The sequence below is a fragment of the Rhizobium sp. BK491 genome (assembly GCF_014194925.1).
Lineage (GTDB): Bacteria > Pseudomonadota > Alphaproteobacteria > Rhizobiales > Rhizobiaceae > Rhizobium.
In genome coordinates, this window is the sequence record NZ_JACIAR010000002.1 from 548,297 (window position 1) to 574,553 (window position 26,257).

Sequence of the window (26,257 nt, forward strand, 5' to 3'; positions counted from 1 at the left end):
AGCTCAGTGGCGGAACAGGACGCTTGCACCCTGATCCGCCGGTCCCGCGGCGTGGCGGAACGGAACGAAGAGCTCCCGGCCCATACCGAATTCATTCTCCGAGAGATCGGCCACGACCGGCTCGCGCTCCGCCATATCGGCGGCATCGACCAGCACCTCCAGCGTACCGGCAATCGCATCGATGCGGATGATGTCGCCTTCCCTGATGCGGGCGATCGGGCCGCCCTCGACGGCTTCCGGTGTCACATGGATGGCGGCAGGCACCTTGCCCGATGCGCCCGACATACGGCCGTCGGTCAAGAGCGCTACGCGGAAACCACGGTCCTGCAGCACGCCGAGCGCCGGCGTGAGCTTGTGCAGCTCGGGCATGCCGTTCGCCTTCGGTCCCTGGAAGCGGACGACGGCCACGAAATCGCGGTTCAGCTTGCCGTCCTTGAAGGCCTGTTGCATTTCCAGCTGATCGTGGAAGATCACGGCCGGCGCTTCGATGATGTGGCGCTCCGGCTTGACGGCGGAGATCTTGATGACCGCCTTGCCGATATTACCACGCAGCATCTTCAGGCCGCCATTGCTCTGGAAAGGCGTGTCGATGCTTGCCAGTACCTTCGGGTCGTGGCTTTTTTCCGGAGCCGGCTCGCGTACGACGTTGCCGTCGGCGCCGAGCTTGACGTCGATGGAGTAGCTGCCGAGGCCCTGGCCGTAGACGGTGCGCACGTCATCGTGCAGCAGACCCTTCTTCAGGAGCTCCTTGATGAGGAAGCCCATGCCGCCGGCGGCGTGGAAATGGTTCACGTCGGCAAGCCCGTTCGGATAGACGCGGGCAAGCAGCGGGATAATGTCCGAAAGCTCGGAAATATCCTGCCATGTCAGCACGATGCCGGCCGCACGCGCCATGGCGACGATATGCATCGTATGGTTTGTCGAGCCACCGGTCGCATGCAGGCCGACGACGCCATTGACGATCGAGCGTTCGTCGATCATCTCGCCGGCCGGTGTGAACTCATTGCCCATGGCGGTGATTGCGAGCGCGCGCTTGGTCGCCTCGCGGGTCAGAGCTTCGCGCAGCGGCGTGCCGGGATTGACGAAGGAGGCGCCCGGCATGTGGAAGCCCATGATCTCCATCAGCATCTGGTTGGAATTGGCCGTGCCGTAGAAGGTGCAGGTGCCGGGACCGTGATAGGACTTCGATTCCGCTTCCAGCAATTCGGCGCGGCCGACCTTGCCTTCGGCATAGAGCTGGCGCACGCGCGATTTCTCGTCGTTCGGCAAGCCCGAAGTCATCGGCCCGGCCGGAATGAAGACGGCGGGCAGATGGCCGAAGGAGAGAGCGGCAATGACGAGGCCGGGGACGATCTTGTCGCAGACGCCGAGGAAGACGGCCGCATCGAACATATTGTGTGACAGGCCGACCGCCGCCGACATGGCAATCAGGTCGCGCGAGAAGAGCGAAAGCTCCATGCCCGGCTGTCCCTGCGTGACGCCGTCGCACATGGCCGGCACGCCGCCCGCAACCTGGGCAATGCCGCCCGCTTCGGCCGCCGCTTCGCGGATGATCGCCGGATAGGTCTCGAAGGGCTGATGCGCCGAGAGCATGTCGTTATAGGAGGTGATGATCCCGAGATTGGGCACCTGGTCTCCCGCCAGCGCGTCTTTCTCGGTGGGGGAACAGATGGCGAAGCCATGCGCAAGGTTGGCACAGCCTAGCACGGAGCGTTGCGCTCCCTTGGTTGCAGCACTGCGCAGGCGGTCCAGATAGCGCTCGCGCGTCGGCTTTGAGCGCTCGACGATACGTGCGGTAATCGCTGATATGCGGGCGTCAGCGGCCATGGTCGATCTGCCTCCGTCTGTTCTGCGCGGTGCCCTTGGTACCTATTCGTCAGAAGGCACGGCGCGGGGTCTAAAAGTCAATGCTTTGCCGCTGCGCCCTAGGGGCACATGGCGCAGCACGGGTTGCTGTGTCTGTCAGGGTTCGATGACCAGGCCTTCAGGCCGTATCACGGAGCCCAATAAATCTCGACCGGGGAAGCCGCCCGGCGCAGCATGGCACGGATCGGCATCTCGGTTTCTTCGCCCGGCGCTTCGGCCTTGGCCAAAACGTCCTTCTTTCCTTCTCCCTCGATATGGAGCACCAGCAATCGGGCATCCTGAAGGCTGGAGAAAGTGAACGTCAGCCGCGGCTCGCCGGCACCTTCCGCTTCCATCGTGATGATACCACGCGGGGTGTTCGGATCGAGCGCGGTCTTGAGATTGCTGCCGCCCGGAAAGAAGGAAGCCGTGTGGCCGTCATTGCCCATGCCGAGGATGGCGACATCGAAGGGATGGCCGATAGCCTTGGTCTTTTCGGTGGCGATGACCGCGGCCTCCTCGACGGAAGCCGCAGCCTGATAGAGCGGAAGGAATTTGGCGGCAGCCGCCTTATCCTTCAGCAGGTTTTCCTGGACGAGCAGGTGGTTCGAACGGGGATTGTCTGATGGCACGAACCGCTCGTCGACGAGGGTGACCATCACCTTGCCCCAGTCGATCGAGTGCGATGACAGCGCTTGGAAAAAGGCCTTCGGCGTCGAGCCGCCGGAGACCGCGATGCTTGCGGAGCCGCGGGCGGTAATCGCAGCCGAAAGGGTTTCGGCCACCTTGTCCGCGAGCTTGCCGGCGAGTTCGGCACCATTGGCAAAAGCATGCATGTTGGCTGTCATCGTTGTCGTCCCGGTTTAGATATCGTCGTGCCAGGTGCGGCCGTCACGCTCGATGAGCGCAATAGCCTGGCTCGGACCCCAGGTACCGGCTGTATAGCCCTGCACCTGCTGGCCGGCGTGTTCCCAGCCCTTGAGGATCGGATCGACCCACTTCCATGCGGCTTCCACCTCGTCGCGGCGCATGAACAGCGTCTGGTTGGAGCGGATAACGTCCATCAGCAGGCGCTCGTAGGCATCCGGATTGCGGACGTTGAATGCAGACGCGAAGCTCATGTCGAGAGAGACGTTGCGCAGGCGCATGCCGCCCGGACCCGGGTCCTTGATCATCAGCGACTGCTTGACGCCTTCGTCCGGCTGCAGGCGGATGATGAGCTGGTTGGCAACGATGCGGCCGGCGGCCTGATCGAAGATGGTGTGCGGAATGTGCTTGAAGGTGATGACGATCTCCGACATGCGGCCGGCCAGGCGCTTGCCGGTGCGGATGTAGAAGGGAACGCCCGCCCAGCGCCAGTTGCCGATCTCGGCCTTGATGGCGACGAAGGTTTCGGTGTTGGAAACGCCGCCTTCCAGCTCGTCGAGATAGCCCTTGACCGGGCCGCCCGCCGAAGCGCCGGCGCGATACTGGCCGCGAACCGTCGCCTGCTCGACGTTGGAAGCATCGATCGGCTTCAGTGCGCGCAGAACCTTGAGCTTCTCGTCGCGAACGGCTTCCGAATCCATGGAGGAGGGGATTTCCATTGCGGTCAGGCAAAGCAGCTGCAGGATGTGGTTCTGTACCATGTCGCGCAGGGCGCCAGCCGTGTCGTAATAGCCGGCGCGGCCTTCGAGGCCGACCGATTCCGCCACCGTGATCTGCACGTGGTCGATGTGGTTGGCGTTCCACAGCGGCTCGTAGAGAGCGTTGGCAAAGCGCAGCGCCATCAGGTTCTGCACGGTTTCCTTGCCGAGATAATGGTCGATACGGAAGATCTGCTCTTCCTTGAAGACCTTGCCGATGGTGTCGTTGAGCTGCAGAGCCGAGGCAAGATCGCGGCCGATCGGCTTTTCGACGACGATGCGGGTCTGCTTGGTGATCAGCTTGTGATCGTGGATCTTCTGCGAGATGTCGCCGAAGATGCCCGGAGCGACAGCGAGATAGAAGGCGCGCACGCGCTCCTTGCCTTCGTCCAGGATCTTCTTGAGCTGATCCCAGCCGGCATCGCTGCGGGCGTCGACGGGCACGTAGAACAGGCGAGCCAGGAACTTTTTGACCTCGGCGTCGTCATATTCGCCTTTTTTCAGGTGTTCCTTCAGGGCGGCATCTGCAAATTTGCGGTATTCTTCATTGGAAAGCGCGCTGCGCGAGGCGCCGATGATGCGCGTCGGCTCGGAAAACTGGCCTTCGACCTGACGATGGTAAAGAGCGGGCAGGAGCTTGCGTTCGGCAAGGTCGCCGCTGCCGCCGAAAACGACATAATCAAATGGTTCAACAGGAATGATCTGGCTGCTCATGAGCTATCTCTCAATCGGTCTTGGTTGAGGCCCCTTTTAATCTAATCGATTTAAAAAGGCCAGTGTGCATCGCAAAAATCAGATGCGGCTTTTTGGAGCGGATTGCCGGCGGAAGAAATCATCCTCCGGTTTTTAAAACCTGTCGCGCAACGCAAACCACGAGAGCGCCAGGAACAGCAGAGGCGCCCGCATGCGCGCACCGCCGGGGAAGGGCGGTATGTTCAACTCTCTGAAGAGATGAAGTTCATCCGCATTCCCGAGAACCGTTTTCGCATAGAGTTTACCGCAATAATTTGACAGCATCACCCCATGGCCGGAATAGCCGCCGATGGAAGTGACGCCAGGCATGACCTCGCGCACGAAGGGCTGGCGCGGCATGGTGATGCCGACCGAGCCGCCCCAGGCATAATCGATGCTGATATCGCCGAGAGCCGGATAGATTTCGGTGATCTGCCGGCGGATGTGCTGCGTTATGTCGCGCGGATTGTCCGCCGTATAGGCCTCGCGCCCGCCAAAAAGCAGGCGTCCATCCTTGGATTTGCGGAAATAGCGCACGACGAATCGCGAATCGGCGACGGCCTCGTTACCAGGCAGTACCGCCGGAAAGCGGTCGAGCGGTTCGGTCGCGCCGATGAAGGAGCGGATCGGCATGACGTGACTTGCCGTCACCGGCTCCAGATTGCCGATATAGCCATTGCAGGCGATCAGCACCCGGTCGGCTATGATCTCGCCGCCATCCGTTTCGATGATCGTCTTGCCGCCGAATTGCCGGAAGCCCTTCGCCTTGGTCATTTCAAAGAGCGACGCACCGGCCTCTGCCGCGACGCGGGCAAGGCCGATGAGCAGTTTCAGGGGATGGATATGACCCGTGCCCATATCCCGAACGCCATAGAGATAGAACGACGAACCCAGCCGCTCCTGGGTTTCGGCCTCATCCATGAACGTCATGTGCGGATAGCCATAGCGGGTCGCTGCGATCTCCGCACTGTCCACATAGTCACGCTTGTCGCTGCGCTTGTGCGTGACATTCATCTGGCCGGGCAGGAAATCGATGTCGATGCCATGCTCGGCGGAGAAATCGAGAAGATGCCGCTTGGCGTCCTCGGCCAGATCGAACAGGGCCTTCGACCGCTCATAGCCGATCTTCTCTTCCATCTCTTCCGGCCACCAGCGCTGGCCGGTGCCGAGCTGTCCGCCATTGCGGCCGGAGGCGCCGTCGCCCAAGCGGTTGGCATCGATCAGCACGACCTCTGCGCCACCTTTGGCAAGATTGTAGGCGGCCTGAAGACCGGTATAGCCGCCACCGATAATCGCGACATCCGCGCGGCGCGAGCCGTCGAGCTTCGGATAGCTCGCACGCGGGCCGACGGTCGCTTGGTAGAAGGAAAGGCCGGGCGCGATCGGGCTTTGCCATGTTTCCTGGAGCGTCATGGGCGCCTCCTTCACACGTTGAGCAGAAGGAATTCCCGCTCCCACGGGCTGATCACCTGCATGAAGGTTTCAAATTCACCCCGCTTGACGCCGGCATAGATGTCGATGAAGTCCTTGCCGAGTACCTCCTCGAAGGCCGGCTCGCCCTCAAGCAGCGCAATGGCTTCCAGAAGGCCGCGCGGCAGGTCGATCGAGCCTTCATTGGCCGAATCCTCGGTCGGCGCGGTGGGCTCCACCTTTTTCATGATGCCGAGCAGGCCGGAGGCGAGCGAGGCGGCGAGCGCCAAATAGGGATTGGCATCGGAGCTCGGCAACCGGTTCTCGACGCGGCGGGCCTGCGGATCGGAAACGGGAACGCGGAAGGCCGTGGTGCGGTTGTCGTAGCCCCAGGCATTGTTGACCGGGCAGGACATGTTCGGCGCCAGCCGGCGATAGGAATTCACATAGGGCGCGAGCATGGCGAGCGCATTCGGAACATAGCGCTGCATGCCGCCGATGAAATGAAAGAACTCCTGCGAAGGGCTGCCGTCCGGATTGGTGAAGACGTTCTTACCGGTCTCGATGTTCACGACCGACTGATGGATATGCATCGCCGAGCCGGCCTGGCTCTGCATCGGCTTGGCCATGAAGGTCGCGTAAATGCCGTGCTTCAGCGCCGCCTCGCGAATGGTGCGCTTGAACATGAACACCTGGTCGGCAAGTTCGATCGGGTCGCCATGACGCAGGTTGATCTCGAGCTGCGCCGGCCCCTCTTCATGGATCAGCGTATCGATCTCGAGACCCTGCTTCTCGGAGAAGTGATAGATATCATCGATCAGTTCGTCGAACTCGTTGATGCCGGCGATCGAATAGCCCTGTCCGCCGAGGATCGAGCGGCCGGAGCGGCCCTTCGGCGGATGCAGCGGATAGTCCGGATCGTCATTCTTGGCGACGAGATAGAACTCGATTTCCGGCGCCACCACCGGCTTCCACCCGCGCTCGCGATAGAGCCCCATGATCCGCTTCAATAGATTGCGCGGCGTGTAGGACACCGCATGTCCTTCGGAATTGACGATATCGCAGATCACCTGCGCCGTCGGATCGCTCTCCCAGGGCACGACCGAAAGCGTCGAAAGGTCCGGCACCAGCTTCAGATCGCTGTCGCGCGGTTCGTAGCGGAAACTTTCGGTCTCCTCCGGATACTCGCCTGAGATCGTATGGCGATAGATCGCCGAGGGCAGTGCCAGCGACGTATTGGAGGTGAATTTCGAGGTCGGCATCATCTTGCCGCGCGGTACGCCGGCGAGATCCGGCGTGATGCATTCTATGTCCTCGATCCCGCGTGCCCGCAGCCATTGCGCCGCTTCCTTCCAGTTTGCCACGCCGCGTGCCGATCTCAGAGAAGGAGGTACTGTAGGGGCTTTCGAGACGGGTATGGAAGCTTTCAGCGGGGTCTTTCTCGCGGGCATAAAACACCGTATTTGGGTTGATCGACGACTGCATCATAACTGCAGTTTGCCAATTGGCGAGGGGGAAAACCGCTCGGACTTTCGCCGTATGATGGAAAAGTGACGAGAGCGCGCGGCGAAGAATGAAGGGCTGAAGCGTGGCAGGCAGATATGATGTGATCGTCCTCGGTGCGGGCGCAGCAGGCATGATGTGCGCCATCCGCGCCGGCCGGCGCGGGCGGTCCGTCCTCGTGCTCGACCATGCTGCGGCGCCGGGCGAAAAGATCCGAATTTCCGGCGGCGGCCGCTGCAATTTCACCAACATCCATGCCGGGCCGAAGAACTTCCTGTCGGCCAATCCGCACTTCGCCAAATCGGCGCTCGCCCGTTTCACACCGCAGGATTTTATCGCCATGGTCGAACGCCATGGCATCGCCTGGCATGAGAAGACGCTCGGCCAGCTCTTCTGCGACAACAGCGCCAAGGACATCATCCGCATGCTGACCGACGAGATGCGCGATGCGGGCGCGCAACTGCGGTTGCGGACGGAAATCGGCGATATCGATCAAACTGCCGGCGGCTATCGCCTCAGCACCTCGGAAGGCGCCTTCGAAGCATCCTCGCTTGTCGTCGCCACCGGTGGCAAGTCGATCCCAAAGATGGGCGCCACTGGCTTTGCCTATCGCATCGCCGAGCAATTCGGCCTGCCTTTGGTCGAAACCCGGCCGGGCCTCGTGCCACTAACCCTCGATCCACAATTGCTTCAGCGGTTGGCACCGCTTTCGGGCATCGCCGCGCCCGCGGAGATCCGCCACGACAAGACGGCGTTCCGCGAGGCCCTGCTCTTTACCCATCGCGGCCTCAGCGGCCCCGCCATCCTGCAGATCTCCTCCTATTGGCGAGAGGGCGAGGAGATCATGGTCGTGATCGAGCCCGATATCGATGTCTTTGCGCTTCTCAAGAAAGCCAAGCAGGGGAATGGCCGACAATCGGCGCAGACCGCTCTTGCGGAAATCCTGCCGAAGCGGCTGGCCCAGTATGTCGTCGAGAGCGAAGGCATCTCCGGCAACATGGCCGATCAATCCGATAAGCGCCTGCAGCAGCTCGCGGCAGCCATCCAGTCGTGGAGCGTCAAACCCTCGGGCTCCGAAGGCTATCGCACGGCGGAGGTGACGCTCGGCGGCATCGATACAGCTTGCCTCGATTCGCGGACGATGCAGGTAAAGACCATTCCCGGTCTGTTCTTCATCGGCGAATGCGTCGATGTGACCGGTTGGCTCGGCGGCTACAATTTTCAATGGGCGTGGGCTTCCGGCCATGTCGCCGGCGAGGCGGCCTGAATTGACCTTGCCAACAGGCCGCGAAACGGGCAAGGAGCATCTCCAGCGCGAAAATACTCAATGGAGACAATCATGACGTTTAAGGCTCTGATATGCCGCGGCACAATTCTTTCAGGTATCGTTACGGCCATGGCGATGCCTGGCATGCTTGCCGCCACGGCGTCCGATGCGAGCGCTGCTTCTGCGCAATGCAAGAAGCTGGATCCTAACGGTCAGGATGCGGGCGGCGACACGAATTTCGCCATTGCGATCCGCGACAAGAAAGGCGATGTCGTCAAGAAGATGCTGGCATGCGGCGCCAAGCTGGACATGAAGACGACAGAGGGCTGGTATCCGCTCCATACCGCGGCCTATTACGGTCCTCCCGAAATGATTGATTTGTTGGTTTCCAGGGGCGCCGACGTCAACGCGCCCGGCGATTACGATGGCTGGACACCGTTGCACATGGCGAGCCAGCAGGATGATCCGGCCGTCGTCAAGGCATTGTTGAAGAATGGCGCCGACAAGACCATCAAGTCTGCCTCCGGCAAGACGGCTGCGGAAACGGCGACGGATCCTGCAATCGCGGCATTATTGAAGTAGCGCGCTTCGGCCACAATTCCCGCATCTATTACGGTTAGCCGCAAGGCTTGCGGCTAACATCTGGTTTTCACGTTTTCTTTTCCTACATTTCTGTTTTGTATATTGCCTGTTGCGAAAACGGCCTTTTGCCGGTTATCGTGTCAGTGCGAAAATGGGAATATACTCATGAACAGAACACATCGTCGTGCTCGCGCCATTGCAATCGCTCAAACCCGTGACAATGCCAAGCTTCTGGCGGCAAGACTACTGATGTTGGCGACTGGCGCTACGGCCGCTTGCATCGCCTACCTCGCCATCCGCGGCTTCTGATTAAAGCCGCCCCCATTGTTCCTGGCCGCCATCGAGCGGCGGCGCTGCCTCGCGCATATAGATAGGCTTCATCGCCCGCTTTTCAGCGTTTGGTTGTGTGACGGTGGTCGCATTACATCTTTATCTGAAAATTAATTAATCACCCACACAATCTCATTCGATTTCTTGGGGCGCTCCACTGCAAGCTGGAGCCGAAGCAATGATTGCTTCCTGACTTATACTCAGGAACCCCGCCTGCGGATATTTCAAGAACGATGGTTATACATCCGGTCAGCGCCGAGGCGGCGTCGACGGGGGAGCGGTGTGAGGTCTGGGCCAAAATGTTCATTGATAAGATATTGTCGCGTTTCAACATCAGGACGAAGGTTCTGATATTCGTCCTGCCGTTCGTCATCAGCATTTCCGCCGTGGGCCTTACCGGGCTTTATGCGTCGGGCCTGCTTCAGGGACGTATGGAGATTTCCAACAGCGTCCTGCAGTCCTTGACCGGGTTCAAGAACCTGTATGGTTCCATGGATGACTTCCTGCGCATCACCAACACTCGCCAGCGCGACAAGCTCTATGAAGACATAAAGTCGCAGCAGAGCGTGCTCAATTCGACGCTGAGTCAGCTCGCTCCCGAGGCGGAGGGCCGCGACAACCTCACCGAAGCGACGACAAAGACCGCCGACATGTCCAACCTCGTCGGCAGGCTGTGGTCGCTGCACGAACAGGAACTGTCCCTGCGCAAGACGATCGACGACGGCCAGCGCGCCCTGATCAGCGCCCGCTTCAACGTCAATTTCAACAGCCAGCAGCTTGAAGACCAGATGCGCAAGGATCAGGCTGATGCGACCTCGACCCTGCGCTCGGCCGATCGGTTGCTGAAAGGCGGCGACCTGTTGGTTGCCGTGGCGCAAGACTTCAATAATGCGGCGACGCCGGCTGACAAGGTCAAGCTTCTGAAGGATCGTTTGCCGGATCTGAACAAGGCGCAGCGGTCGATCGACCTCGCATTGCCGCAGAACCAGAAGAGCGTCGTCCAGTCGCTGACGGGCACGATCAAGGATCTCGCCGCCTTTACTGAAAGCACCGATGCTCCGACCGATGACACGATCACCAATATCGGCCGGCTGCTCTCGCGCTTCCGCCAGACCTCGACCTACACGCAGCTGACGGCGACGCAGATGATGCGCCAGGCGACCACGACCTTCGTGTCCCTCGACGCCCGCGTCGCACAGACCAATTCGGTTCTGCAGGACACGCGTCGCCTGCAGGATTCCATCTATTCCCTGCAGCTCGTACTGGCGGATTTCAACGCCAATACCAACAAGGACAATCTCGTCCGCCTGCGTCAAGAAGTCTCCAAACTCGGCGGCGATATCGATACGCTGAACCAGAGCGCCAAGAGCATGGATTTTGCCGGCGACATCGACTCGGCCATTCGTCCGGCAATCAAATCGATGGATGACGCCGGCGGTAAGCTGGTCGATACGATCAACCAGCGGATCGCCGAATATGCCGGCGCCCGTCAGCAGCTCGATCAGGTCTGGGGCCAGCTCACCGCCTTCGCCGAGACGCAGAAGCAGAGCGCCGGCAGCGAGCGCAACCAGGCAAATTCAATATCCATCCTGGCAACCGCACTCGGCATCATCCTCTCCATTGCCGGCGGTATCGCGCTCGTCCTGACCCTGCAGCGACCGATCGGCCAGATCACCGCCGCCATGCGCCGCATTGCCGACGGTTTGCTCGAAACTTCGATCTCCGGCGAGCAGCGCCGCGACGAAATCGGCGATATGGCCCGAGCCCTCGGCATCTTCAAGGAAAACGCTATCTCGAAGATCCGTATCGAGGAACAGAGCGACGAGGAGCGTGCGGCCGCAGAGCACGAACGTCAGCGCAACGACGCGGAAAAGCGCGAGCTCGACCGGCAGATCGACTATGCCGTCAGCGAGCTTGCTGCCGGGCTCGAGCGCCTTGCCCAGGGCGATATTTCGGCAACGATCGAAACGCCGTTCATTGGCCGTCTCGAACAGCTTCGCCAGGATTTCAACAGTTCGCTATCGCGCCTGCAGCAGACGCTGAGCCAGGTGCGCGACAATGTCGAGATGATTCAGAGCAACGGCAACCAGATGGCTGCTTCTGCCGAGGCTCTGTCGAAGCGCACCGAGCAGCAGGCGGCGTCTCTCGAGCAGACGGCCGCGGCCGTTGACGAGATCACAGTCACCGTCCGTTCGTCTGCCGAGCGTGCCAAGGATGCGGATGCCATCGTGCGCGAAGCCAAGCGCAGCGCCGATGACAGCTCTATCGTCGTCGGCAACGCCATCGACGCGATGACCCGGATCGAAGATGCATCCCGCAAGATCGAGCAGATCATCGGCGTCATCGACGAGATCGCTTTCCAGACTAATCTCCTGGCGCTCAATGCCGGCATCGAAGCCGCCCGTGCCGGCGACGCCGGCAAAGGTTTCGCCGTGGTCGCCATGGAGGTGCGCGAGCTGGCACAGCGCTCGGCCGCTGCCGCCAAGGAGATCAAGGGTCTCATCAACAAGTCGACCGAGGAGGTCAGTTCCGGTTCGCAGTTCGTGCAGGAGGCCGGTTCGGTACTCGCGCAGATCAGCAGCCAGATCGTGACGATCAGCCAGCATGTGGAAATGATCGCCCGTGCCAGCCACGATCAGGCAAGCGCCCTGCAGGAGGTCAATTCGTCGGTCAATCACATGGACCAGATGACGCAGCAGAATGCCGGCATGGTTGAAGAAACTACCGCCGCCAGCCGGGAGCTGGCCGCCGAGGCCGATGCTTTGCTGCACCTCATTCAGCAGTTCAAGATCGAGGCTGGTTACAGCGCGAATTACATGCGCGAGCAGGCGGCAGCCTGACTGCAGCCATCATTGCCACTGCTGGCGGATCGGCCGATTTCCGGCCGGTCCGCCTTTTTCATTGCCTTGCGCCGGATGCCCGAAGCGACAAATATACGCTCAATCCATATGAAGAGCCGCGGCGGTTCGAGGCCGTAGTCGAGGTAGAATAGATCCTCGTCGCAGCGCCATTGCTCTTCGCGCGCCAGGCTCTGTATTTCTATGGCTTTCGCCAGGGCCATGCTGTCTATCATGGGATGTCTCCTTCCTGTGAGGCATCCCTTCAACTACACATCCGAATTTTCTTTATAAACAGCCATGATCGTCTTATGTTTTTCAATTATGAAAAACTCGTCATGGGATTCGTATCAGCTTTTTCTCGATGTGGCCCGCGGCGGCGGCTTGACGGGCGCGGTCCCTTCAAGCGGTCTCAGCCCGGCAACGATCGGTCGGCGCATGCTGGAACTTGAAGCGCAGATCGGCCGCCCACTCTTCGAGCGCAGCCAGGCGGGCTACACGCTGACCGGCGACGGTCAGACGCTGTTCGATCAACTGCTGGAGATGGAGGCGGCCGCTCGCAAGGTCGATAGCTGGCAGCGCGATGCCCAGGGCACGTCCGTGGTCCGCATCGCTGCCGGCACTTGGGTCGGCTGGCTGCTCAGCCAAAATATGCCGACGGTCTGTTCGGAGCGGGACGGCTTCCGCATTGATCTGCATCTCGGCGAGCGCCGCGCCAGCCTCGCCCATCGCGAGAGCGATATCGGCATCCGTGCCTTCGAGCCGGAAGAGACCAATCTCGCCGCCGTCAAGATCGGTGATGTCGCCTATGCCGCCTATCAGGCCCGCAATATGCGCTTTGTCGGATCGCAGCGCTGGATCGTGGTGGCGGAGGAGGAAGCGATCTCAGCCTATCTGCGCTGGCCGCATCAGAATAGACGCGAGGTAATCGCCTTCACGGTCAGCCGCCCGCGCTCACTGCACGATCTGGTGCTCGCCGGATCCGGCATTGCCGTTTTGCCCTGTTTCGTCGGAGATCAGGAGCCGCGGCTGGAGCGGGTCGGCGAGGAAATCCACGAGCTGCGCCACCGGCAATGGATCGTCATGAACAATGTCGACCGCCACCGCCGGGAAATCCGCACGGTGGTCGACCGCATGATCAAGCTGTTGAAAAGCCACGCCGAACTCTTTGCCGGCAAGCGCCCGACCTATCTGTGAAAGAGCCAACGGCAATTGACCGCCGCTTCGTGCTTCTTCAACGGGCCGCGTCGCCCCAGCGATATTCGACAGTGGCTTCGTCAAGCTTGGTTTTGAGCTCCGGATCGAGCTGCAGATCGATGGCGGCCAACGTGTCCGTCAGTTGTTCAGGACGGCTGGCGCCGATGATGGCTGAGGTGATGACCGGATTGGCCGCAACCCAGGCGACGGCAAGCTTGGTAAGCGATTGCCCGGCCTCTTCGGCAATGCCGCGGAGCTTCTCGATGGTCGCGAATTCGCGCTCGTGCCAATAACGTTGCAGATAGTTGCTGCCGGCGCTGCGAAGCTGTGCACTGAAGCGGCCTTCTGTCGGCGCGACATCATGCTTGTGCTTGCCGGTAAGGAGGCCGCCAGCGATCGGGTTATAGGGGATGACGGCGAGACGTTGTTCTTCGGCAAGCGGCAGCAGTTCGCGCTCGATCTGGCGGAACAAGAGATTGTAGCGCGGCTGCACTGAGACGAAGCGGGCGGTGCGCAGGAAATCGGCGCGGCCGAGCGCCAGTGCCAGCCGGTAGGCGAGGAAATTCGACACGCCGACATAGCGAGCCTTGCCCGAGCGCACGATGACGTCGAGCGCCTCCAGCGTCTCGTCGATCGGCGTTTCGCGATCGTCCGAATGCAGCTGGTAAAGATCGACATAATCGGTGCCGAGCCGCCGCAGCGAAGCGTTGATGGCGTCGAGGAGATGCTTGCGCGACGCACCCTGATCCCAGGGAGACGGGCCGACCTTTCCGACGGCTTTGGTCGCGACGATGAAACGGTCGCGCTTGCCCTTCAGCCAGCGCCCGACGATCTCTTCGGTGCTGCCGGCAAGCTGCTCGCCGCCGCCGAGCGGGTATACATCGGCCGTGTCGATGAAGTTGACCCCAGCATCTGCCGCCTTGTCGAGAATGGCATGGGCGATATCTTCCTGCTCGATCTGCAGGCCGAAGGTCATCGTGCCCAGGCAAAGACGCGAGACGCTGAGACCGGTATTGCCGAATTTCTGATACTGCATGATGAACCCCTGCTGATGGGTTTGAGTTTGCCCGCTGAGCGGGGCGGCGAGACAGGTTTGAAAATGTTCGCGAGCGAGAACGTCGCGATGTTAGCAAAGCCGGCTTCCGTGTTCACGCGTGAAGCAGGCCTTGAGTTCACGATTGCGTGCGAACGGCAGCCATTTGCAGAGCGCTCGATCGTTTTTGGGTAAAAAAGCTAAAGCGCGCGCTGACCCGCCTTTTTCCCTTGTCGCCTTTCGATTTCCTTTCTAGTCTAACGGGAAAAACAGAGGGTTGGGCATCGGCTGGATGCCCTTGAACAAAACAGGAGAGACTATGAAGTCCATGTTCGCACGGCTTGCAGCAACGGCTTTTGCGGTCGTTTCGCTGGCGACGGTCGCTCAGGCAGAAGACAAGGTCGTCAATATCTACAATTGGTCCGATTACATCGACAACTCAATCCTGGCGGATTTCACCAAGGAAACCGGCATCAAGGTCGTCTACGACACCTTCGACCAGAACGAGACGCTGGAAACCAAACTGCTGGCCGGCAAGACCGGCTACGACATTGTCGTGCCGACGGCTTACTTCCTGCAGCGCCAGATCAAGGCCGGGGTCTTCCAGAAGCTCGACAAGTCCAAGCTGCCGAATATCTCCAACATGTGGGATACGGTGCAGAAGCGCATTGCGACCTACGATCCCGGCAACCAGTACGCCATCGACTACATGTGGGGCACGAGCGGTGTCGGCTATAATGTCGACAAAGTGAAGCAGATCCTCGGCACGGACGATGCGCCTGATATCAACGTGATCTTCGATCCGAAGCTCGCCGCCAAGTTCAAGGATTGCGGCATCTACGTGCTTGATTCCCCGACCGACGTCATTCCGGCCGCGCTGCGCTATCTGGGCCTCGACCCGAATTCGACCAAGCAGGAAGACTTCAAGAAAGCCGAGGATCTCCTGACCGCGATCCGTCCCTTCGTGCGCAAATTCCACTCCTCCGAATATATCAATGCGCTTGCCAATGGCGATATCTGCCTGGCGTTTGGCTATTCCGGCGACGTGCTGCAGGCCCGCAATCGTGCCGCCGAGGCGAAGAACGGCGTTAACATCGCCTATTCGATCCCGACAAAGGGCGCGCAGATGTGGTTCGACGTCATGGCGATCCCCGCCGATGCGCCGCATGTCGAGGAGGCGCATATTTTCCTCAACTATATCATGAAGCCTGAGGTCATCGCCAAGGCGAGCAACTTCACTTCCTATGCCAACGGCAACAAGGCGTCGCAGGAGTTCGTGAGCAAGGATGTACTGGAAGATCCGTCCGTTTATCCGACCGACGCGGTTCGCGAGAAACTGTACACGCTGACCCCTTGGGACTCTAAAACGCAGCGCGTGGCGACACGCTTGTGGACAAAGGTCACGACAGGCCAATAAATCGAAGCGGCCCGGACGGCAACGTCCGGGCCTTTCCTTATGAGGACAATGCAGGAAATCACGAGCGCGCCGGGATGGGGAAGAGCCGGCGCGACGAGCGCCCGTAGGGGCATCCATTTGGGGATAGATAATGAAGTCACTCGGTAATATCCGGCGTTCCTTTGCTCCTTGGACCGATCCTTCGGCCAAACCTTACATTTCCTTCAAGAACGTGACGAAGAAGTTCGGTGATTTCACCGCCGTCGATAACCTCTCCCTGAATATCTACAATCGTGAATTCTTCGCTCTTCTCGGCGCATCGGGCTGCGGCAAGTCCACGCTTTTGCGCATGCTGGCGGGCTTCGAGCAGCCGACAACGGGCGAAATCGTGCTGGATGGGCAAGATCTTGCTGGCACGCCACCCTATCGCCGCCCCGTCAACATGATGTTCCAGTCCTACGCGCTGTTTCCCCATATGTCGGTGGAAAAGAACATCGCCTTCGGCCTGCGCCAGGATGGCATGCCGAAGTCCGAGATCGACGATCGCGTCGGGCAGATGCTGAAGCTCGTCAAGCTGGAGCAGTTCGCCAAGCGCAAGCCGAACCAGCTTTCCGGCGGTCAACGCCAGCGCGTGGCTCTAGCCCGCTCGCTTGCGAAACGGCCGAAGGTGCTGCTGCTCGATGAACCCCTTGGCGCGCTCGACAAGAAGCTGCGCGAGGAAACTCAGTTCGAACTCATGGATCTGCAGCAGAGCCTGGGGCTGACCTTCGTCGTCGTTACCCACGACCAGGAAGAGGCGATGACCATGGCCGACCGCATCGCAGTCATGAGCCACGGCAAGGTGGTGCAGGTGGCGACGCCGGCCGAGATCTACGAGGCGCCCAACTGCCGCTTCGTTGCCGACTTCATCGGCGATGTGAATATCCTCGACGGGAACGTCAACTCGGCACAATCGGGCATCGTCGAGATCGCGATCGAATCGGGCTTCACGGTGCGCACGGCTTCTGGCGACATACCATCGGCTGGAAGCCGCGCCAGTCTCGCCATCCGCCCGGAAAAGCTTCGGGTTTCGCCGCGTCCGCCGGCCAATGCCTCGGTCAATGCGGCAGAAGGCGAGATCTGGGACATCGCCTATCTCGGCGACATGACCGTTTTCCACGTCAAGCTGAAGAGCGGGCAAGTGGTCAAGGCCTCGTCGCTGAACGCAGTCCGCGCCGTGGAAGAGCCCTTCGCCTACGACCAGAACGTCTGGATCTCCTTCGATGAAAATGCCGGCGTCTTGCTGAAGGATTGATCATGAAAGCGCTCGGCTCCTCCATCTATCAGCGCCTCGTTATCATCGTTCCCTATGCCTGGTTGCTGCTCTTCTTTCTCGCGCCCTTCCTCATCGTCTTCCGCATCTCGCTGTCGACGAAGGCCCTGTCGGTGCCACCCTATGATCCGTCCTTCGCTTGGACCGACAGTTTCGGCGATTGGTGGGACAAGCTGCAAACCATGTCGTTCGACAATTACATATGGCTTGCCGGCGATCCGCTCTACATGAACGCCTATATCGAGAGCCTGCAGATTGCCGGCATCTCGACGCTCCTGACGCTGATCATCGCCTATCCGATCGCCTATGGCATGGCGCAGGCGCCGCGCACGATTCGGCCGACGCTGCTGATGTTGGTCATCCTGCCCTTCTGGACGAGTTTCCTCATCCGCGTCTATTCCTGGATGTCGATCCTGAGCACGACGGGCCTCCTGAACCAACTGCTGATGGCGCTCGGCATCATTCATGAGCCGCTTGTCATCCTGAACACCAATACCGCCGTCTATATCGGCATGGTCTATTCCTACCTGCCCTTCATGGTGCTGCCGCTTTATTCCGCGCTGGAAAAGATGGACGGCACGCTGATCGAGGCAGCGCAGGATCTCGGCTGCACGCCGATTGGCGCCTTCTGGCGCGTCACCTTTCCGCTTTCGCTTCCCGGGGTCATCGCCGGCTGCATGCTGGTCTTCATTCCCGCCGTCGGCGAATTCGTCATCCCCGATCTGCTCGGCGGATCGCAAACCCTGATGATCGGCAAGGTGCTCTGGACGGAATTCTACAGCAACACCGACTGGCCGCTGGCATCGGCGGTGGCGACCATCCTGCTTCTGGTGCTCGTGATTCCGATCGTCTTCTTCCAGCATTTTCAGGCAAAAGCCGACGAGAAGGGGAGATAACAAATGATCCGCTGGTCCCGCTTCAACATCGTCTCGGTCACGCTCGGCCTGGCCTTCCTCTACCTGCCGATCCTGCTGCTGGTGATCTACTCCTTCAACAGCTCGCGCCTCGTTACAGTCTGGGGCGGCTTCTCGACGCAATGGTACGTTCATCTTTTCAGCAATGATACGATGCTGAATGCCGCATGGCTGACGGTGCGCATCGCGCTGCTCTCGGCGACGATTGCAACGGTGCTCGGCACCTTCGCGGCGATTACCCTTGTGCGCTACACGCGTTTCCGCGGCCGCATCCTGTTTTCGGGAATGATCTACGCGCCGCTGGTCATGCCTGACGTCATCACCGGCCTGTCGCTGCTGCTGCTCTTCGTGACGTCGGGCGTCGATCGCGGATTCTGGACGATCGTGATGGCGCATACGACGCTGACCATGTGTTTCGTCGCCGTCGTCGTACAGTCCCGCTTGCTCACCTTCGATCGTTCCATCGAGGAGGCGGCGCTGGATCTCGGCGCACCGCCGGTGCGCACCTTCTTCGAGGTGACGCTGCCGATCATCGCGCCGGCCGTCTTCTCCGGCTGGGTACTGGCACTGACCTTGTCGCTCGACGATCTGGTGATTGCGACTTTCGCCTCCGGTGCCGGCGCCAAGACCCTGCCGATGCTGATCTACAGCCAGGTAAAGCTTGGCGTGACGCCGGAAATCAACGCCATCTGTACCATTCTGATCGGCGTGGTTGCCGTCGGGGTCATCTGCACTTCCATCGTGACGAAACGTCGCGAGGTTCAGCGACAAAGGGATGAGCACGCCGCTGCAGCAGCTTGAAGTGCTGCAGGCAAACCGCGTGAAGAACTACGGCTGTTGTATCGGCTTTTGCAGAAGCGTTGCGACCGGCGAAATCACCGGGTTCGGCCAACTGCCGCCAATGAAGAAGGGCAGCATCGGCAATTCGTCGGCATCGGATGGTGAGGTCGCCTCGATCGCACCGGAGAGGGCCAGCCCGTTGGTGCGGAACGGAACCACGCCGTTGAAGGTGATCGTTTCGTTGCGGCCCGTAACGGTTGCGTTCTGTACCTCGGCGGAGCCTTTGGCAAAACTTGCATCCGCGTTGATGCTGTCGAAGTCGAAAGACGAGTCGGCGATGTCGCTCATCCGGAAGAATGCCTTCTGGGCGGCAAGCGTCCGGAAGGTGGCGAGATTGAATTGGCGAAACGACCCTGCCGACGAAGCGAAGTGCAGCGTGCCGGCGACGTCGCTGAGCGTGGCAACCCAGATCGGCTTCGAGGTGCTGAGCGAAAGATCCAAGGACGCTGATGAAGGCATCGGCAATGGGCCGATCAGCTTCAGGCGCGTGAAGAGCCCACCGAAATCGGCGTTGCGAATCGATATCTGCAATTTGCCGCCGCCGTCGAAATCGCCCGGCGCGACCTCAAGATGCGCGGTCAGGGAACCATTTTCGAAGCCGCTGTCGCCTATGTCGAATTTCGCCTTGCCGCCTAACACCAGCAGGCTGGCGCCGATATCATCGAACTGGAAGGGGCCGAGAGCCGCCTTGTTCGATGACAGCCGCAGGTCGAGGTCGAGCCGCTGCAGCGGGTTGCCATTCAGCAGCGCATCGATGGCGGTTTCAGCTGCAAGGCGCATGGAGAAGGCGGCCAGGAAGGGATTGAGGTTCATCTGGTCGAAAGCCAGCGTGCCGGAGATCTTCGGTTTGCCCGCTTTCGTGTAGTTCAGGTCCATGATGCCGGAGGCAGCGGAATCGTTGACTTTGAAGCTCAGATTGTTGAAGCGCAGGCCGTTTTCGATCGCCGCGATGTTGGCGGTGAGCGAGATATTCTTGAGGGCATCTGCTGCCGGCAGGCGCTGACCGCTCCAGGCGATGAAGGAGGGAACATTCGGCACGTTCAGATCCAGATTGCCCGAAAGCGCCGAAAAGTCAGCTATGCTGGTGATGCCCGTATAGGTCCAGTTGATCAGCGGCGAGACGAAGCTGGTCGTGGTGTTCACATTCTTGCCGGCGAAGAAGAGCAGGGGCTGCGGCGAATCGAAATTCAGCTTGATGTCCTGACCGTTGAAGCGGGCAAGGATAACGGCGCTCAGCGAATGGGAAAGTCGTGGCCATGCGATGTCGGCGTTGACGGCGTTGAGCTTATAGATATTCCCGCTGCGCTCGTCGGCCATCTCGATGCTGCCGTCCTCGATGGTCAGCATGCCGATGGCCGCATCCTGTTCCTTGCTCATCCGCATGCCGTCGCCGGAGGAGGCCCCGGCCTGCTCGATCGCCTTGGAAAGCCGGCCTTCGTTCGTCCAGTCGATCAGGCCATTCTCGTCGCGGCGGATGTAAAGGGTCGGGCGCAGGAAATGGAATTCGTGAAAATGCGCGTGCCCGCGGATCGCCGACCACAGCGAGAAATCCGCGGAGAGGCTATCGACGTGACCGAGGACCTTGCCGTTCCTCGACGGTTCGCGGATGGTGACCTGGTTGAGCGTCACGCGTGGCGTCGGCCAGAAATCAAGTGTCGGGTCGCCTTCGATCTGGGCGCGATATCCCGTCCATTCCGAAAGTGCCTTCTCGATGCCGGAGCGCACCAGGCCGCTTGAAATCAGGAAAGGTGCGGTCGCTCTGAAGACAGCGAACACGATGAGGATCGTGAGAAGAATGATGCCGGTCGTGCGAGCAAAGGCAGGCAGCCAGCGCGAGGCCGAACGCATCGTCAACCGCCACTTGTTGTTTTTCGAAGCTCTCATGATCCCGAGGAGACTCTTGAACTGACAGGGATAGTCTGCCTGAGTTTGCCGGATATAGGAAATGTTTGCCCGATGCAAACGTCACGCACTGGCAATGCCCACAACACCATGTTTTATAATGCGCTGCAACATCGCTATATAGAGCGAAAAGCGGGGAGAGAAATATGCAGGATCAGCAGCCGCTCTGGACGCCGTCGGAGGAATTTCGCAACCAGAGCCCGATGTTTGCCTTCATGCAGGAGTGCAACCGCCGCTTCGGCCTCTCGCTGGCAGATTTTGCCGGCCTCCATGCCTGGTCTATCGCCGATCGAGAAAACTTCTGGTCGGCGGTATGGGATTTCTGCGCTGTGAAGGGCAAGCGCGGTGAGCGGGCGCTGATCCATGGCGATGTCATGCTGGATGCCCGCTTCTTTCCCGATGCCGAGCTGAACTTCGCCGAAAACCTATTGTCGCGGAGCGGCGAGGGCGATGCGCTGGTATTCTGGGGTGAGGACAAGGTGCGCAATCGCTGGTCATGGGACCGGCTGGCCGCGATGGTATCTCGCCTGCAGCAGGCCTACCGCGCCGAGGGCATCGGCAAGGGAGACCGCGTGGCGGCGATGATGCCGAACATGCCGGAAACCATTGCCTGCATGCTGGCGGCCGCGTCGATCGGCGCGATCTGGTCCTCCTGTTCGCCGGATTTCGGCGAACAGGGCGTTATGGATCGTTTCGGCCAGATCGAACCGAAGCTCTTCATCGCCTGCAGTGGCTATTGGTATGGCGGCAAGCTGCAGGATGTTACTGCCAAGGTCAGCGCCATCGCTCAGCGCCTGAAAGCGCCCACCGTCATCGTGCCCTATGCCGGCAATGCCGAGGCGGTCGTGGCGGCAACGCCGGGCGCGCGAACCCTCAACGATCTGGTTGCCCCCTTCGAGGCGAAAGCGGTCGAGTTTGAGCCCGTCTCCTTCTCCCATCCGCTCTTCATCCTGTTTTCCTCGGGCACGACGGGTGTCCCGAAGTGCATCGTGCATTCGACCGGCGGCGCGCTGCTGCAGCTCCTCAAGGAACATCGCCTGCATTGCGGCGTCGTGCCAGGCGAGAAGGTCTTCTACTTCACCACTTGCGGCTGGATGATGTGGAATTGGCTGGTGACCGGCCTTGCCGCCGGCGCGACGCTCTGCCTCTACGACGGATCGCCCTTCGCACCCGATGGCAACATTTTGTTCGACTATGCGCAGGAAGAGAAATTCGCGCTGTTCGGCACCTCGGCCAAATATATCGACGCCGTCCACAAGAGCGGCCTCACGCCGAAGACCTCGCACGATCTCTCGAGCCTGCGGCTGATGACCTCCACCGGCTCGCCGCTGTCGCCGGAGGGCTTCACCTTCGTCTATGAGGGCATCAAGGACGATGTCCAGCTCGCCTCCATTTCCGGCGGTACCGATATCGTCTCCTGCTTCGTGCTCGGCAACCCTTTGCAAGCGGTCTGGCGCGGCGAAATCCAGGGGCCCGGCCTCGGCCTTGCCGTCGATGTCTGGAACGACGAAGGCAAGCCGGTGCGCGGCGAGAAGGGCGAGCTCGTCTGCACCAAGGCCTTCCCCTCCATGCCGGTCATGTTCTGGAATGATCCCGAGCGTGCCAAATATCGAGCCGCATATTTCGAGCGCTTCGACAATATCTGGTGCCACGGCGATTTCGCGGAGTGGACAGAGCATGGCGGCCTCATCATTCACGGCCGCTCCGACGCCACACTCAATCCCGGCGGCGTGCGCATCGGCACGGCCGAGATTTACAATCAGGTCGAGCAGATTCCCCAGGTTCTCGAGGCGCTCTGCATCGGTCAGGATTGGGACGATGACGTCCGCGTGGTGCTTTTCGTCCGCCTTGCCGCCGGCGTCGCCCTAACCGAAGACCTGGTCAAGGCGATGAAAACCCGCATCCGCACCGGCGCTTCGCCGCGCCATGTGCCGGCCAAGATCATCGCGGTTACGGATATCCCCCGCACCAAATCCGGCAAGATCGTCGAGCTTGCGGTGCGGGAGGTGGTGCATGGCCGTCCGGTCAAGAACAAGGAAGCGCTCGCCAATCCGGAAGCGCTCGATCTCTTCGCCGGGCTGGAAGAACTCAAAAGTTAAGGTGGGCCTTAAAACTGAGGGGCAAACGATGACCATCGTTTGCTAACCTCGCGTTAAGAAAGCTTGGTCAAAAGTAAAGGCCAACTTGAGACCGTTCGCATGAGCTGGAGCGGATTGGAGCCACTCTCGGCTCTCGAGACATGAAGTTCCCCGACTCGAGCTGGCTTTTCGACAGCATAAACTTCAAAGGCAGCGCGATTCGCTGCCTTTTTTTCGTTTCGCCCCGTACGAAAACGCGTCCGCTCTGTACATTGTCGCCTTGAGCAAGTATGTGCACGCGTGAAGAAGAGGTTCGCGACGTGCGAGCCACGATGATCGCCGCCTGATGGCGCGCGAAGAATTCCGAAAGACAGATGATGACTGAATTCGAAGGCATCGCTCCTGCGATTGCCCAGGCTTTGGCGAAGCGCGGTTACGAAACGCTGACGCCGGTGCAAAAGGCCATGCTCGATCCGGGCCTGGCCGGCAAGGATGCGCTTGTCTCGGCCCAGACCGGCTCGGGCAAGACGGTTGCCTTCGGCCTGGCGCTGGCGCCCGGCCTGCTTGACGGCGCGGAACGTTTCGGCCGCGCAGGTGCGCCACTGGCGCTGGCGATTGCACCGACCCGCGAACTGGCGCTGCAGGTGCAGCGCGAGCTGGAATGGCTCTATGGGCTGACGGGCGCCACGATCGCCTCCTGCGTCGGCGGCATGGACATGCGCACGGAGCGCCGCACGCTCGAGCGCGGTGCTCACATCGTCGTCGGCACGCCGGGGCGTCTCTGCGATCACATTCGACGCAATTCGCTCGATATCTCCGAACTCAAGGCCGTCGTGCTCGACGAGGCCGACGAAATGCTCGATCTCGGTTTCCGCGAGGATCTGGAGTTCATTCTGGAATCCGCGCCGTCCGATCGTCGCACCCTGATGTTTTCCGCCACCGTGCCGCGTTCGATCGCCAAGCTTGCCGAAAACTATCAGCGCGATGCCGTCCGCATCGCGACCGCCTCTGAGGCCAAGCAGCATGTCGATATCGATTATCGCGCGCTGACCGTCGTGCCGAGTGACCGGGAAAACGCCATCATCAACGTGCTGCGCTATTATGAGGCGCGCAATGCCATCGTTTTCTGCTCGACGCGTGCTGCCGTCAATCACCTGACGGCTCGCTTCAACAATCGTGGCTTTTCGGTTGTTGCGCTCTCAGGCGAACTCAGCCAGAACGAGCGCACGCACGCCTTGCAAGCGATGCGCGATGGCCGCGCCCGTGTCTGCATCGCAACCGACGTCGCCGCCCGCGGCATCGATCTGCCGGGGCTGGAGCTGGTCATTCACGCCGATCTGCCGACCAATCCGGACACGCTGCTGCATCGCAGCGGCCGCACCGGCCGCGCCGGCAACAAGGGCGTCAGTGCCCTCATCGTGCCGCTCAGCGCCCGCCGCCGCACCGAACGCCTGCTGGAAGCTGCTCGCATCCGCGCCACCTGGGCAAAGCCGCCGTCAGCCGATGAAGTGAGCCAGCGCGACGATGAAAGGCTTCTTGCCGATCCGGTCTTTGAAGCGCCGCTTGCCGAAGACGAGGAGTCGATCGTCCGGCAGCTGTTGGAGCGCCACGGCGCCGAGCAGGTCGCCGCCGCATTCCTGCGGCAATACCGCGCCGGCCATTCCGCGCCCGAGGAATTGCAGGACGTGCCGGCCGAAGGCGAGCGCCGAAAGCCCCGCCGCGACGATTTCCCGGTCACGCCGCGCGATGAAGGCTCGTCTGCTGGACGCAACGACTTCACCGATGGTCTCTGGGTATCGCTCTCTGTCGGACGCAAGCAGAACGCCGAACCGCGCTGGCTGATCCCCATGCTCTGCCGCAACGGCAATCTGACCAAGCGCGACATCGGTGCCATCAAGATGCAGCCCGAGGAAACCTTCGTCGAGCTCTCGACGGAGAGTTTTGAGCGCTTCCTCGCGGCCATCGGCCCCGACAAGACGCTGGAGCGCGGCATCAGGGTCAAGCCGCTTGCCGGCATACCGGATTTCCAGACCAAGCGGGAAGGCGGCTTCGCAAAGAAGAAGCCCTTCGCTGAGAAGGGCGCCCGTTCGAATGACGGCCCGAAGCCGAAATGGAAGTCCGACCGCAAGCCGGAGCGGTCGAATGCAGGCGAGGGCGGCGTTTCCGAGCGTTCCGACAAGAAGCCTTGGGCGAAAAAGCCCGGAAAGTCGGGCTTCGCCAAGAACGACGGGCCATCAGCAGGCAAGCCGAATTCGAGGGCCAAGCGCAAGGCCACGCGGGCTCAGGGAGAATAATCTCCGTCGCCGAGTTCAAGGGGGCGGCCGCCCCCTTGGCGCTATCTCCGCATCCCCCGGCAAGAGGAGGCCGCTATTCCGAGCGCCATTACTCGAAGAAGATCAAGCTTGCCGGCGATGGTGGTAGTGGTTTTACCGTCACATTATGAAAACCGGCACGCCTAGCCATCTCGGTCAGGCCCTTCTGCGTGTAGGCCTCGCCTTTTGGTGTACTGGCCAGCATCTCCCATGAGAAAGCAGCTGGGAAGGGCGGCGAGACGAGATCGTCGTTAGGCACGAAGTCCACCGCAACCACCTTGCCCTCGGCGCTCAGGCTACCTCGGCTCTTCCTAAGCAGTCCGGAGCAGGTTTCCAGGTCGAAGTGATGCAGGAAGTTCGGCAGCAGGATAAGATCATAGTCCGTGCCCCAGTCGACTTCGAATGCGCTGCCGGCAATGACCTTGTAGCGTTCGGCGACGCCAAATTGCTGCGCATTACGTTTGGCCAATTCCAGAACGGAGCCCCAATCGACCGCAACGATCTCGGCCGAAGGAAAAGCCTTCGCCATCTCGATTCCGAAAAGCCCGTGCCCTGCGGCGATATCGAGTATCTTCCTTGGCTGCATGGGCAAGTTGGCCATTTCGGTGGCGAGGCTGATCGCGCTGCCGCCAGTGAACGAGCCCATGCCGCGAGCAAATTTCACCCACACCGGATTATCCGGAGACATGTTTGCCAATCCAATGGACCCGCCGTTGCGGACATAGGAAGCCGGATTGTCCAGGATCTGTTTGAGGATCTCCGGGGCGGCCAGGAATTCGATGGCCCCGCCCATATAGGCTGGTGAATGCCGGTCGAGGAAAACTCGGCTGGATGGGGTCAGAGCGTATTGATTGCCTGTTTTCGTGAGAAAGCCGTTCACAACGAGATAGTCGCACAGAATGCGAACGCCTCTTTCATCTGCATTTGCTGCGGCCGCCACGGATGCTGCATTGCTGCCGTCAGCAATCAAGGTAAAAAGATCGAGTTCAATGGCGGCTACGATGGCGGCCGTCTTTCGGCACGCAAACATTGCATCGACCACTAGATTGGGCGAAACTTCGCCGACGTTTGCTTCTACTGCCGTCGATGACATTGGACCCCCCTTATGTGCCCAATGACCGACCGGAATAGTCGGTCGTAAG

General features: G+C 60.7%; 20 protein-coding genes. 11 read left to right on the forward strand and 9 right to left on the reverse strand.

Annotation, left to right across the window (positions count from 1 at the left end):
• Positions 1-3: 3 nt before the first annotated feature.
• From edd to FHX05_RS10575, 5 genes are all read right to left on the reverse strand, one after another.
• Complete coding sequence (gene edd, locus FHX05_RS10555; protein ID WP_183871522.1) at positions 4-1,827, reverse strand: phosphogluconate dehydratase; 1,824 nt, start codon at positions 1,825-1,827, stop codon at positions 4-6.
• A gap of 167 nt (positions 1,828-1,994) precedes the next feature.
• Positions 1,995-2,693 carry a 6-phosphogluconolactonase gene (gene pgl, locus FHX05_RS10560; protein ID WP_112608309.1) on the reverse strand — a complete coding sequence of 233 codons (699 nt, stop codon included), beginning with the start codon at positions 2,691-2,693 and terminating at the stop codon, positions 1,995-1,997.
• 15 nt (positions 2,694-2,708) lie between these two features.
• Complete coding sequence (zwf, locus tag FHX05_RS10565; RefSeq protein WP_015338847.1) at positions 2,709-4,184, reverse strand: glucose-6-phosphate dehydrogenase; 1,476 nt, start codon at positions 4,182-4,184, stop codon at positions 2,709-2,711.
• 132 nt (positions 4,185-4,316) lie between these two features.
• The gene (locus FHX05_RS10570; RefSeq protein WP_183871525.1) at positions 4,317-5,615 is read right to left on the reverse strand and encodes an FAD-binding oxidoreductase; all 1,299 of its coding nucleotides are present in this window, start codon (positions 5,613-5,615) and stop codon (positions 4,317-4,319) included.
• 11 nt (positions 5,616-5,626) lie between these two features.
• Entirely contained in the window at positions 5,627-7,063 is a 1,437-nt protein-coding gene (locus FHX05_RS10575; RefSeq protein WP_112608305.1) for a glutamine synthetase family protein, read from the reverse strand.
• A 137-nt stretch (positions 7,064-7,200) separates the two neighbouring features.
• Between FHX05_RS10575 and FHX05_RS10580 the strand changes: the two genes are divergently transcribed.
• The 4 genes from FHX05_RS10580 to FHX05_RS10595 all read left to right on the forward strand — a co-directional run bounded on the left by FHX05_RS10580 (position 7,201) and on the right by FHX05_RS10595 (position 12,134).
• Positions 7,201-8,382 (forward strand): NAD(P)/FAD-dependent oxidoreductase, encoded by a 1,182-nt coding sequence (locus FHX05_RS10580; protein WP_183871527.1) that lies wholly within the window; start codon positions 7,201-7,203, stop codon positions 8,380-8,382.
• A gap of 72 nt (positions 8,383-8,454) precedes the next feature.
• Positions 8,455-8,964, forward strand: coding sequence for an ankyrin repeat domain-containing protein (locus FHX05_RS10585; RefSeq protein ID WP_183871529.1), 510 nt, complete (start codon positions 8,455-8,457; stop codon positions 8,962-8,964).
• Between the two features lie 165 nt (positions 8,965-9,129).
• Positions 9,130-9,273: a hypothetical protein gene (locus FHX05_RS10590; RefSeq protein WP_181476150.1), complete on the forward strand. Its 144-nt coding sequence runs from the start codon at positions 9,130-9,132 to the stop codon at positions 9,271-9,273.
• 320 nt (positions 9,274-9,593) lie between these two features.
• Complete coding sequence (locus FHX05_RS10595) at positions 9,594-12,134, forward strand: HAMP domain-containing methyl-accepting chemotaxis protein (protein ID WP_183872422.1); 2,541 nt, start codon at positions 9,594-9,596, stop codon at positions 12,132-12,134.
• Here the strand turns inward: FHX05_RS10595 and FHX05_RS10600 are convergent.
• The gene (locus FHX05_RS10600) at positions 12,107-12,367 is read right to left on the reverse strand and encodes a hypothetical protein (RefSeq protein ID WP_183871531.1); all 261 of its coding nucleotides are present in this window, start codon (positions 12,365-12,367) and stop codon (positions 12,107-12,109) included. The genes FHX05_RS10595 and FHX05_RS10600 overlap by 28 nt on opposite strands.
• 88 nt (positions 12,368-12,455) lie before the next feature.
• On the opposite strand from FHX05_RS10600, the gene FHX05_RS10605 reads away from it, so the two are divergent.
• Complete coding sequence (locus FHX05_RS10605) at positions 12,456-13,328, forward strand: LysR family transcriptional regulator (protein WP_183871533.1); 873 nt, start codon at positions 12,456-12,458, stop codon at positions 13,326-13,328.
• A 37-nt stretch (positions 13,329-13,365) separates the two neighbouring features.
• Here the strand turns inward: FHX05_RS10605 and FHX05_RS10610 are convergent, their stop codons facing one another.
• Complete coding sequence (locus FHX05_RS10610) at positions 13,366-14,364, reverse strand: aldo/keto reductase (protein ID WP_183871535.1); 999 nt, start codon at positions 14,362-14,364, stop codon at positions 13,366-13,368.
• A 325-nt stretch (positions 14,365-14,689) separates the two neighbouring features.
• Here FHX05_RS10610 and FHX05_RS10615 point away from each other — a divergent pair, with 325 nt between their 5' ends.
• The 4 genes from FHX05_RS10615 to FHX05_RS10630 all read left to right on the forward strand — a co-directional run bounded on the left by FHX05_RS10615 (position 14,690) and on the right by FHX05_RS10630 (position 18,784).
• A complete protein-coding gene (locus FHX05_RS10615) occupies positions 14,690-15,778 on the forward strand; it encodes a polyamine ABC transporter substrate-binding protein (protein WP_246698929.1) in 1,089 nt (362 codons plus the stop codon).
• 130 nt (positions 15,779-15,908) lie between these two features.
• Positions 15,909-17,051, forward strand: coding sequence for an ABC transporter ATP-binding protein (locus tag FHX05_RS10620; RefSeq protein WP_112335331.1), 1,143 nt, complete (start codon positions 15,909-15,911; stop codon positions 17,049-17,051).
• A 2-nt stretch (positions 17,052-17,053) separates the two neighbouring features.
• Entirely contained in the window at positions 17,054-17,965 is a 912-nt protein-coding gene (locus FHX05_RS10625; RefSeq protein WP_015338857.1) for an ABC transporter permease subunit, read from the forward strand.
• Positions 17,966-17,968: 3 nt separating this feature from the next.
• Positions 17,969-18,784, forward strand: a complete 816-nt coding sequence (locus FHX05_RS10630; RefSeq protein WP_112398702.1) for an ABC transporter permease subunit — start codon at positions 17,969-17,971, stop codon at positions 18,782-18,784.
• A gap of 27 nt (positions 18,785-18,811) precedes the next feature.
• On the opposite strand, the gene FHX05_RS10635 is transcribed toward FHX05_RS10630, so the two are convergent.
• Complete coding sequence (locus FHX05_RS10635) at positions 18,812-20,707, reverse strand: AsmA family protein (RefSeq protein WP_112409913.1); 1,896 nt, start codon at positions 20,705-20,707, stop codon at positions 18,812-18,814.
• A 164-nt stretch (positions 20,708-20,871) separates the two neighbouring features.
• Here FHX05_RS10635 and FHX05_RS10640 point away from each other — a divergent pair, with 164 nt between their 5' ends.
• The gene (locus tag FHX05_RS10640; protein WP_183871539.1) at positions 20,872-22,824 is read left to right on the forward strand and encodes an acetoacetate--CoA ligase; all 1,953 of its coding nucleotides are present in this window, start codon (positions 20,872-20,874) and stop codon (positions 22,822-22,824) included.
• 356 nt (positions 22,825-23,180) lie between these two features.
• On the forward strand, positions 23,181-25,097 hold the full coding sequence (locus tag FHX05_RS10645; RefSeq protein WP_183872424.1) for a DEAD/DEAH box helicase: 1,917 nt from the start codon (positions 23,181-23,183) through the stop codon (positions 25,095-25,097).
• An 88-nt stretch (positions 25,098-25,185) separates the two neighbouring features.
• Here the strand turns inward: FHX05_RS10645 and FHX05_RS10650 are convergent, their stop codons facing one another.
• Positions 25,186-26,208 carry a class I SAM-dependent methyltransferase gene (locus FHX05_RS10650; protein ID WP_183871540.1) on the reverse strand — a complete coding sequence of 341 codons (1,023 nt, stop codon included), beginning with the start codon at positions 26,206-26,208 and terminating at the stop codon, positions 25,186-25,188.
• Positions 26,209-26,257: the final 49 nt, after the last annotated feature.

Coding starts and splice junctions, on each gene's coding strand:
- edd (WP_183871522.1), bottom strand. CDS start 1,827: ATGGCCGCTGACGCCCGCATATCAGCGATTACCGCACGTATCGTCGAG.
- pgl (WP_112608309.1), bottom strand. CDS start 2,693: ATGACAGCCAACATGCATGCTTTTGCCAATGGTGCCGAACTCGCCGGC.
- zwf (WP_015338847.1), bottom strand. CDS start 4,184: ATGAGCAGCCAGATCATTCCTGTTGAACCATTTGATTATGTCGTTTTC.
- FHX05_RS10570 (WP_183871525.1), bottom strand. CDS start 5,615: ATGACGCTCCAGGAAACATGGCAAAGCCCGATCGCGCCCGGCCTTTCC.
- FHX05_RS10575 (WP_112608305.1), bottom strand. CDS start 7,063: ATGCCCGCGAGAAAGACCCCGCTGAAAGCTTCCATACCCGTCTCGAAA.
- FHX05_RS10585 (WP_183871529.1), top strand. CDS start 8,455: ATGACGTTTAAGGCTCTGATATGCCGCGGCACAATTCTTTCAGGTATC.
- FHX05_RS10590 (WP_181476150.1), top strand. CDS start 9,130: ATGAACAGAACACATCGTCGTGCTCGCGCCATTGCAATCGCTCAAACC.
- FHX05_RS10595 (WP_183872422.1), top strand. CDS start 9,594: ATGTTCATTGATAAGATATTGTCGCGTTTCAACATCAGGACGAAGGTT.
- FHX05_RS10600 (WP_183871531.1), bottom strand. CDS start 12,367: ATGATAGACAGCATGGCCCTGGCGAAAGCCATAGAAATACAGAGCCTG.
- FHX05_RS10605 (WP_183871533.1), top strand. CDS start 12,456: ATGAAAAACTCGTCATGGGATTCGTATCAGCTTTTTCTCGATGTGGCC.
- FHX05_RS10610 (WP_183871535.1), bottom strand. CDS start 14,364: ATGCAGTATCAGAAATTCGGCAATACCGGTCTCAGCGTCTCGCGTCTT.
- FHX05_RS10615 (WP_246698929.1), top strand. CDS start 14,690: ATGTTCGCACGGCTTGCAGCAACGGCTTTTGCGGTCGTTTCGCTGGCG.
- FHX05_RS10620 (WP_112335331.1), top strand. CDS start 15,909: ATGAAGTCACTCGGTAATATCCGGCGTTCCTTTGCTCCTTGGACCGAT.
- FHX05_RS10625 (WP_015338857.1), top strand. CDS start 17,054: ATGAAAGCGCTCGGCTCCTCCATCTATCAGCGCCTCGTTATCATCGTT.
- FHX05_RS10630 (WP_112398702.1), top strand. CDS start 17,969: ATGATCCGCTGGTCCCGCTTCAACATCGTCTCGGTCACGCTCGGCCTG.
- FHX05_RS10635 (WP_112409913.1), bottom strand. CDS start 20,707: ATGAGAGCTTCGAAAAACAACAAGTGGCGGTTGACGATGCGTTCGGCC.
- FHX05_RS10640 (WP_183871539.1), top strand. CDS start 20,872: ATGCAGGATCAGCAGCCGCTCTGGACGCCGTCGGAGGAATTTCGCAAC.
- FHX05_RS10645 (WP_183872424.1), top strand. CDS start 23,181: ATGACTGAATTCGAAGGCATCGCTCCTGCGATTGCCCAGGCTTTGGCG.
- FHX05_RS10650 (WP_183871540.1), bottom strand. CDS start 26,208: ATGTCATCGACGGCAGTAGAAGCAAACGTCGGCGAAGTTTCGCCCAAT.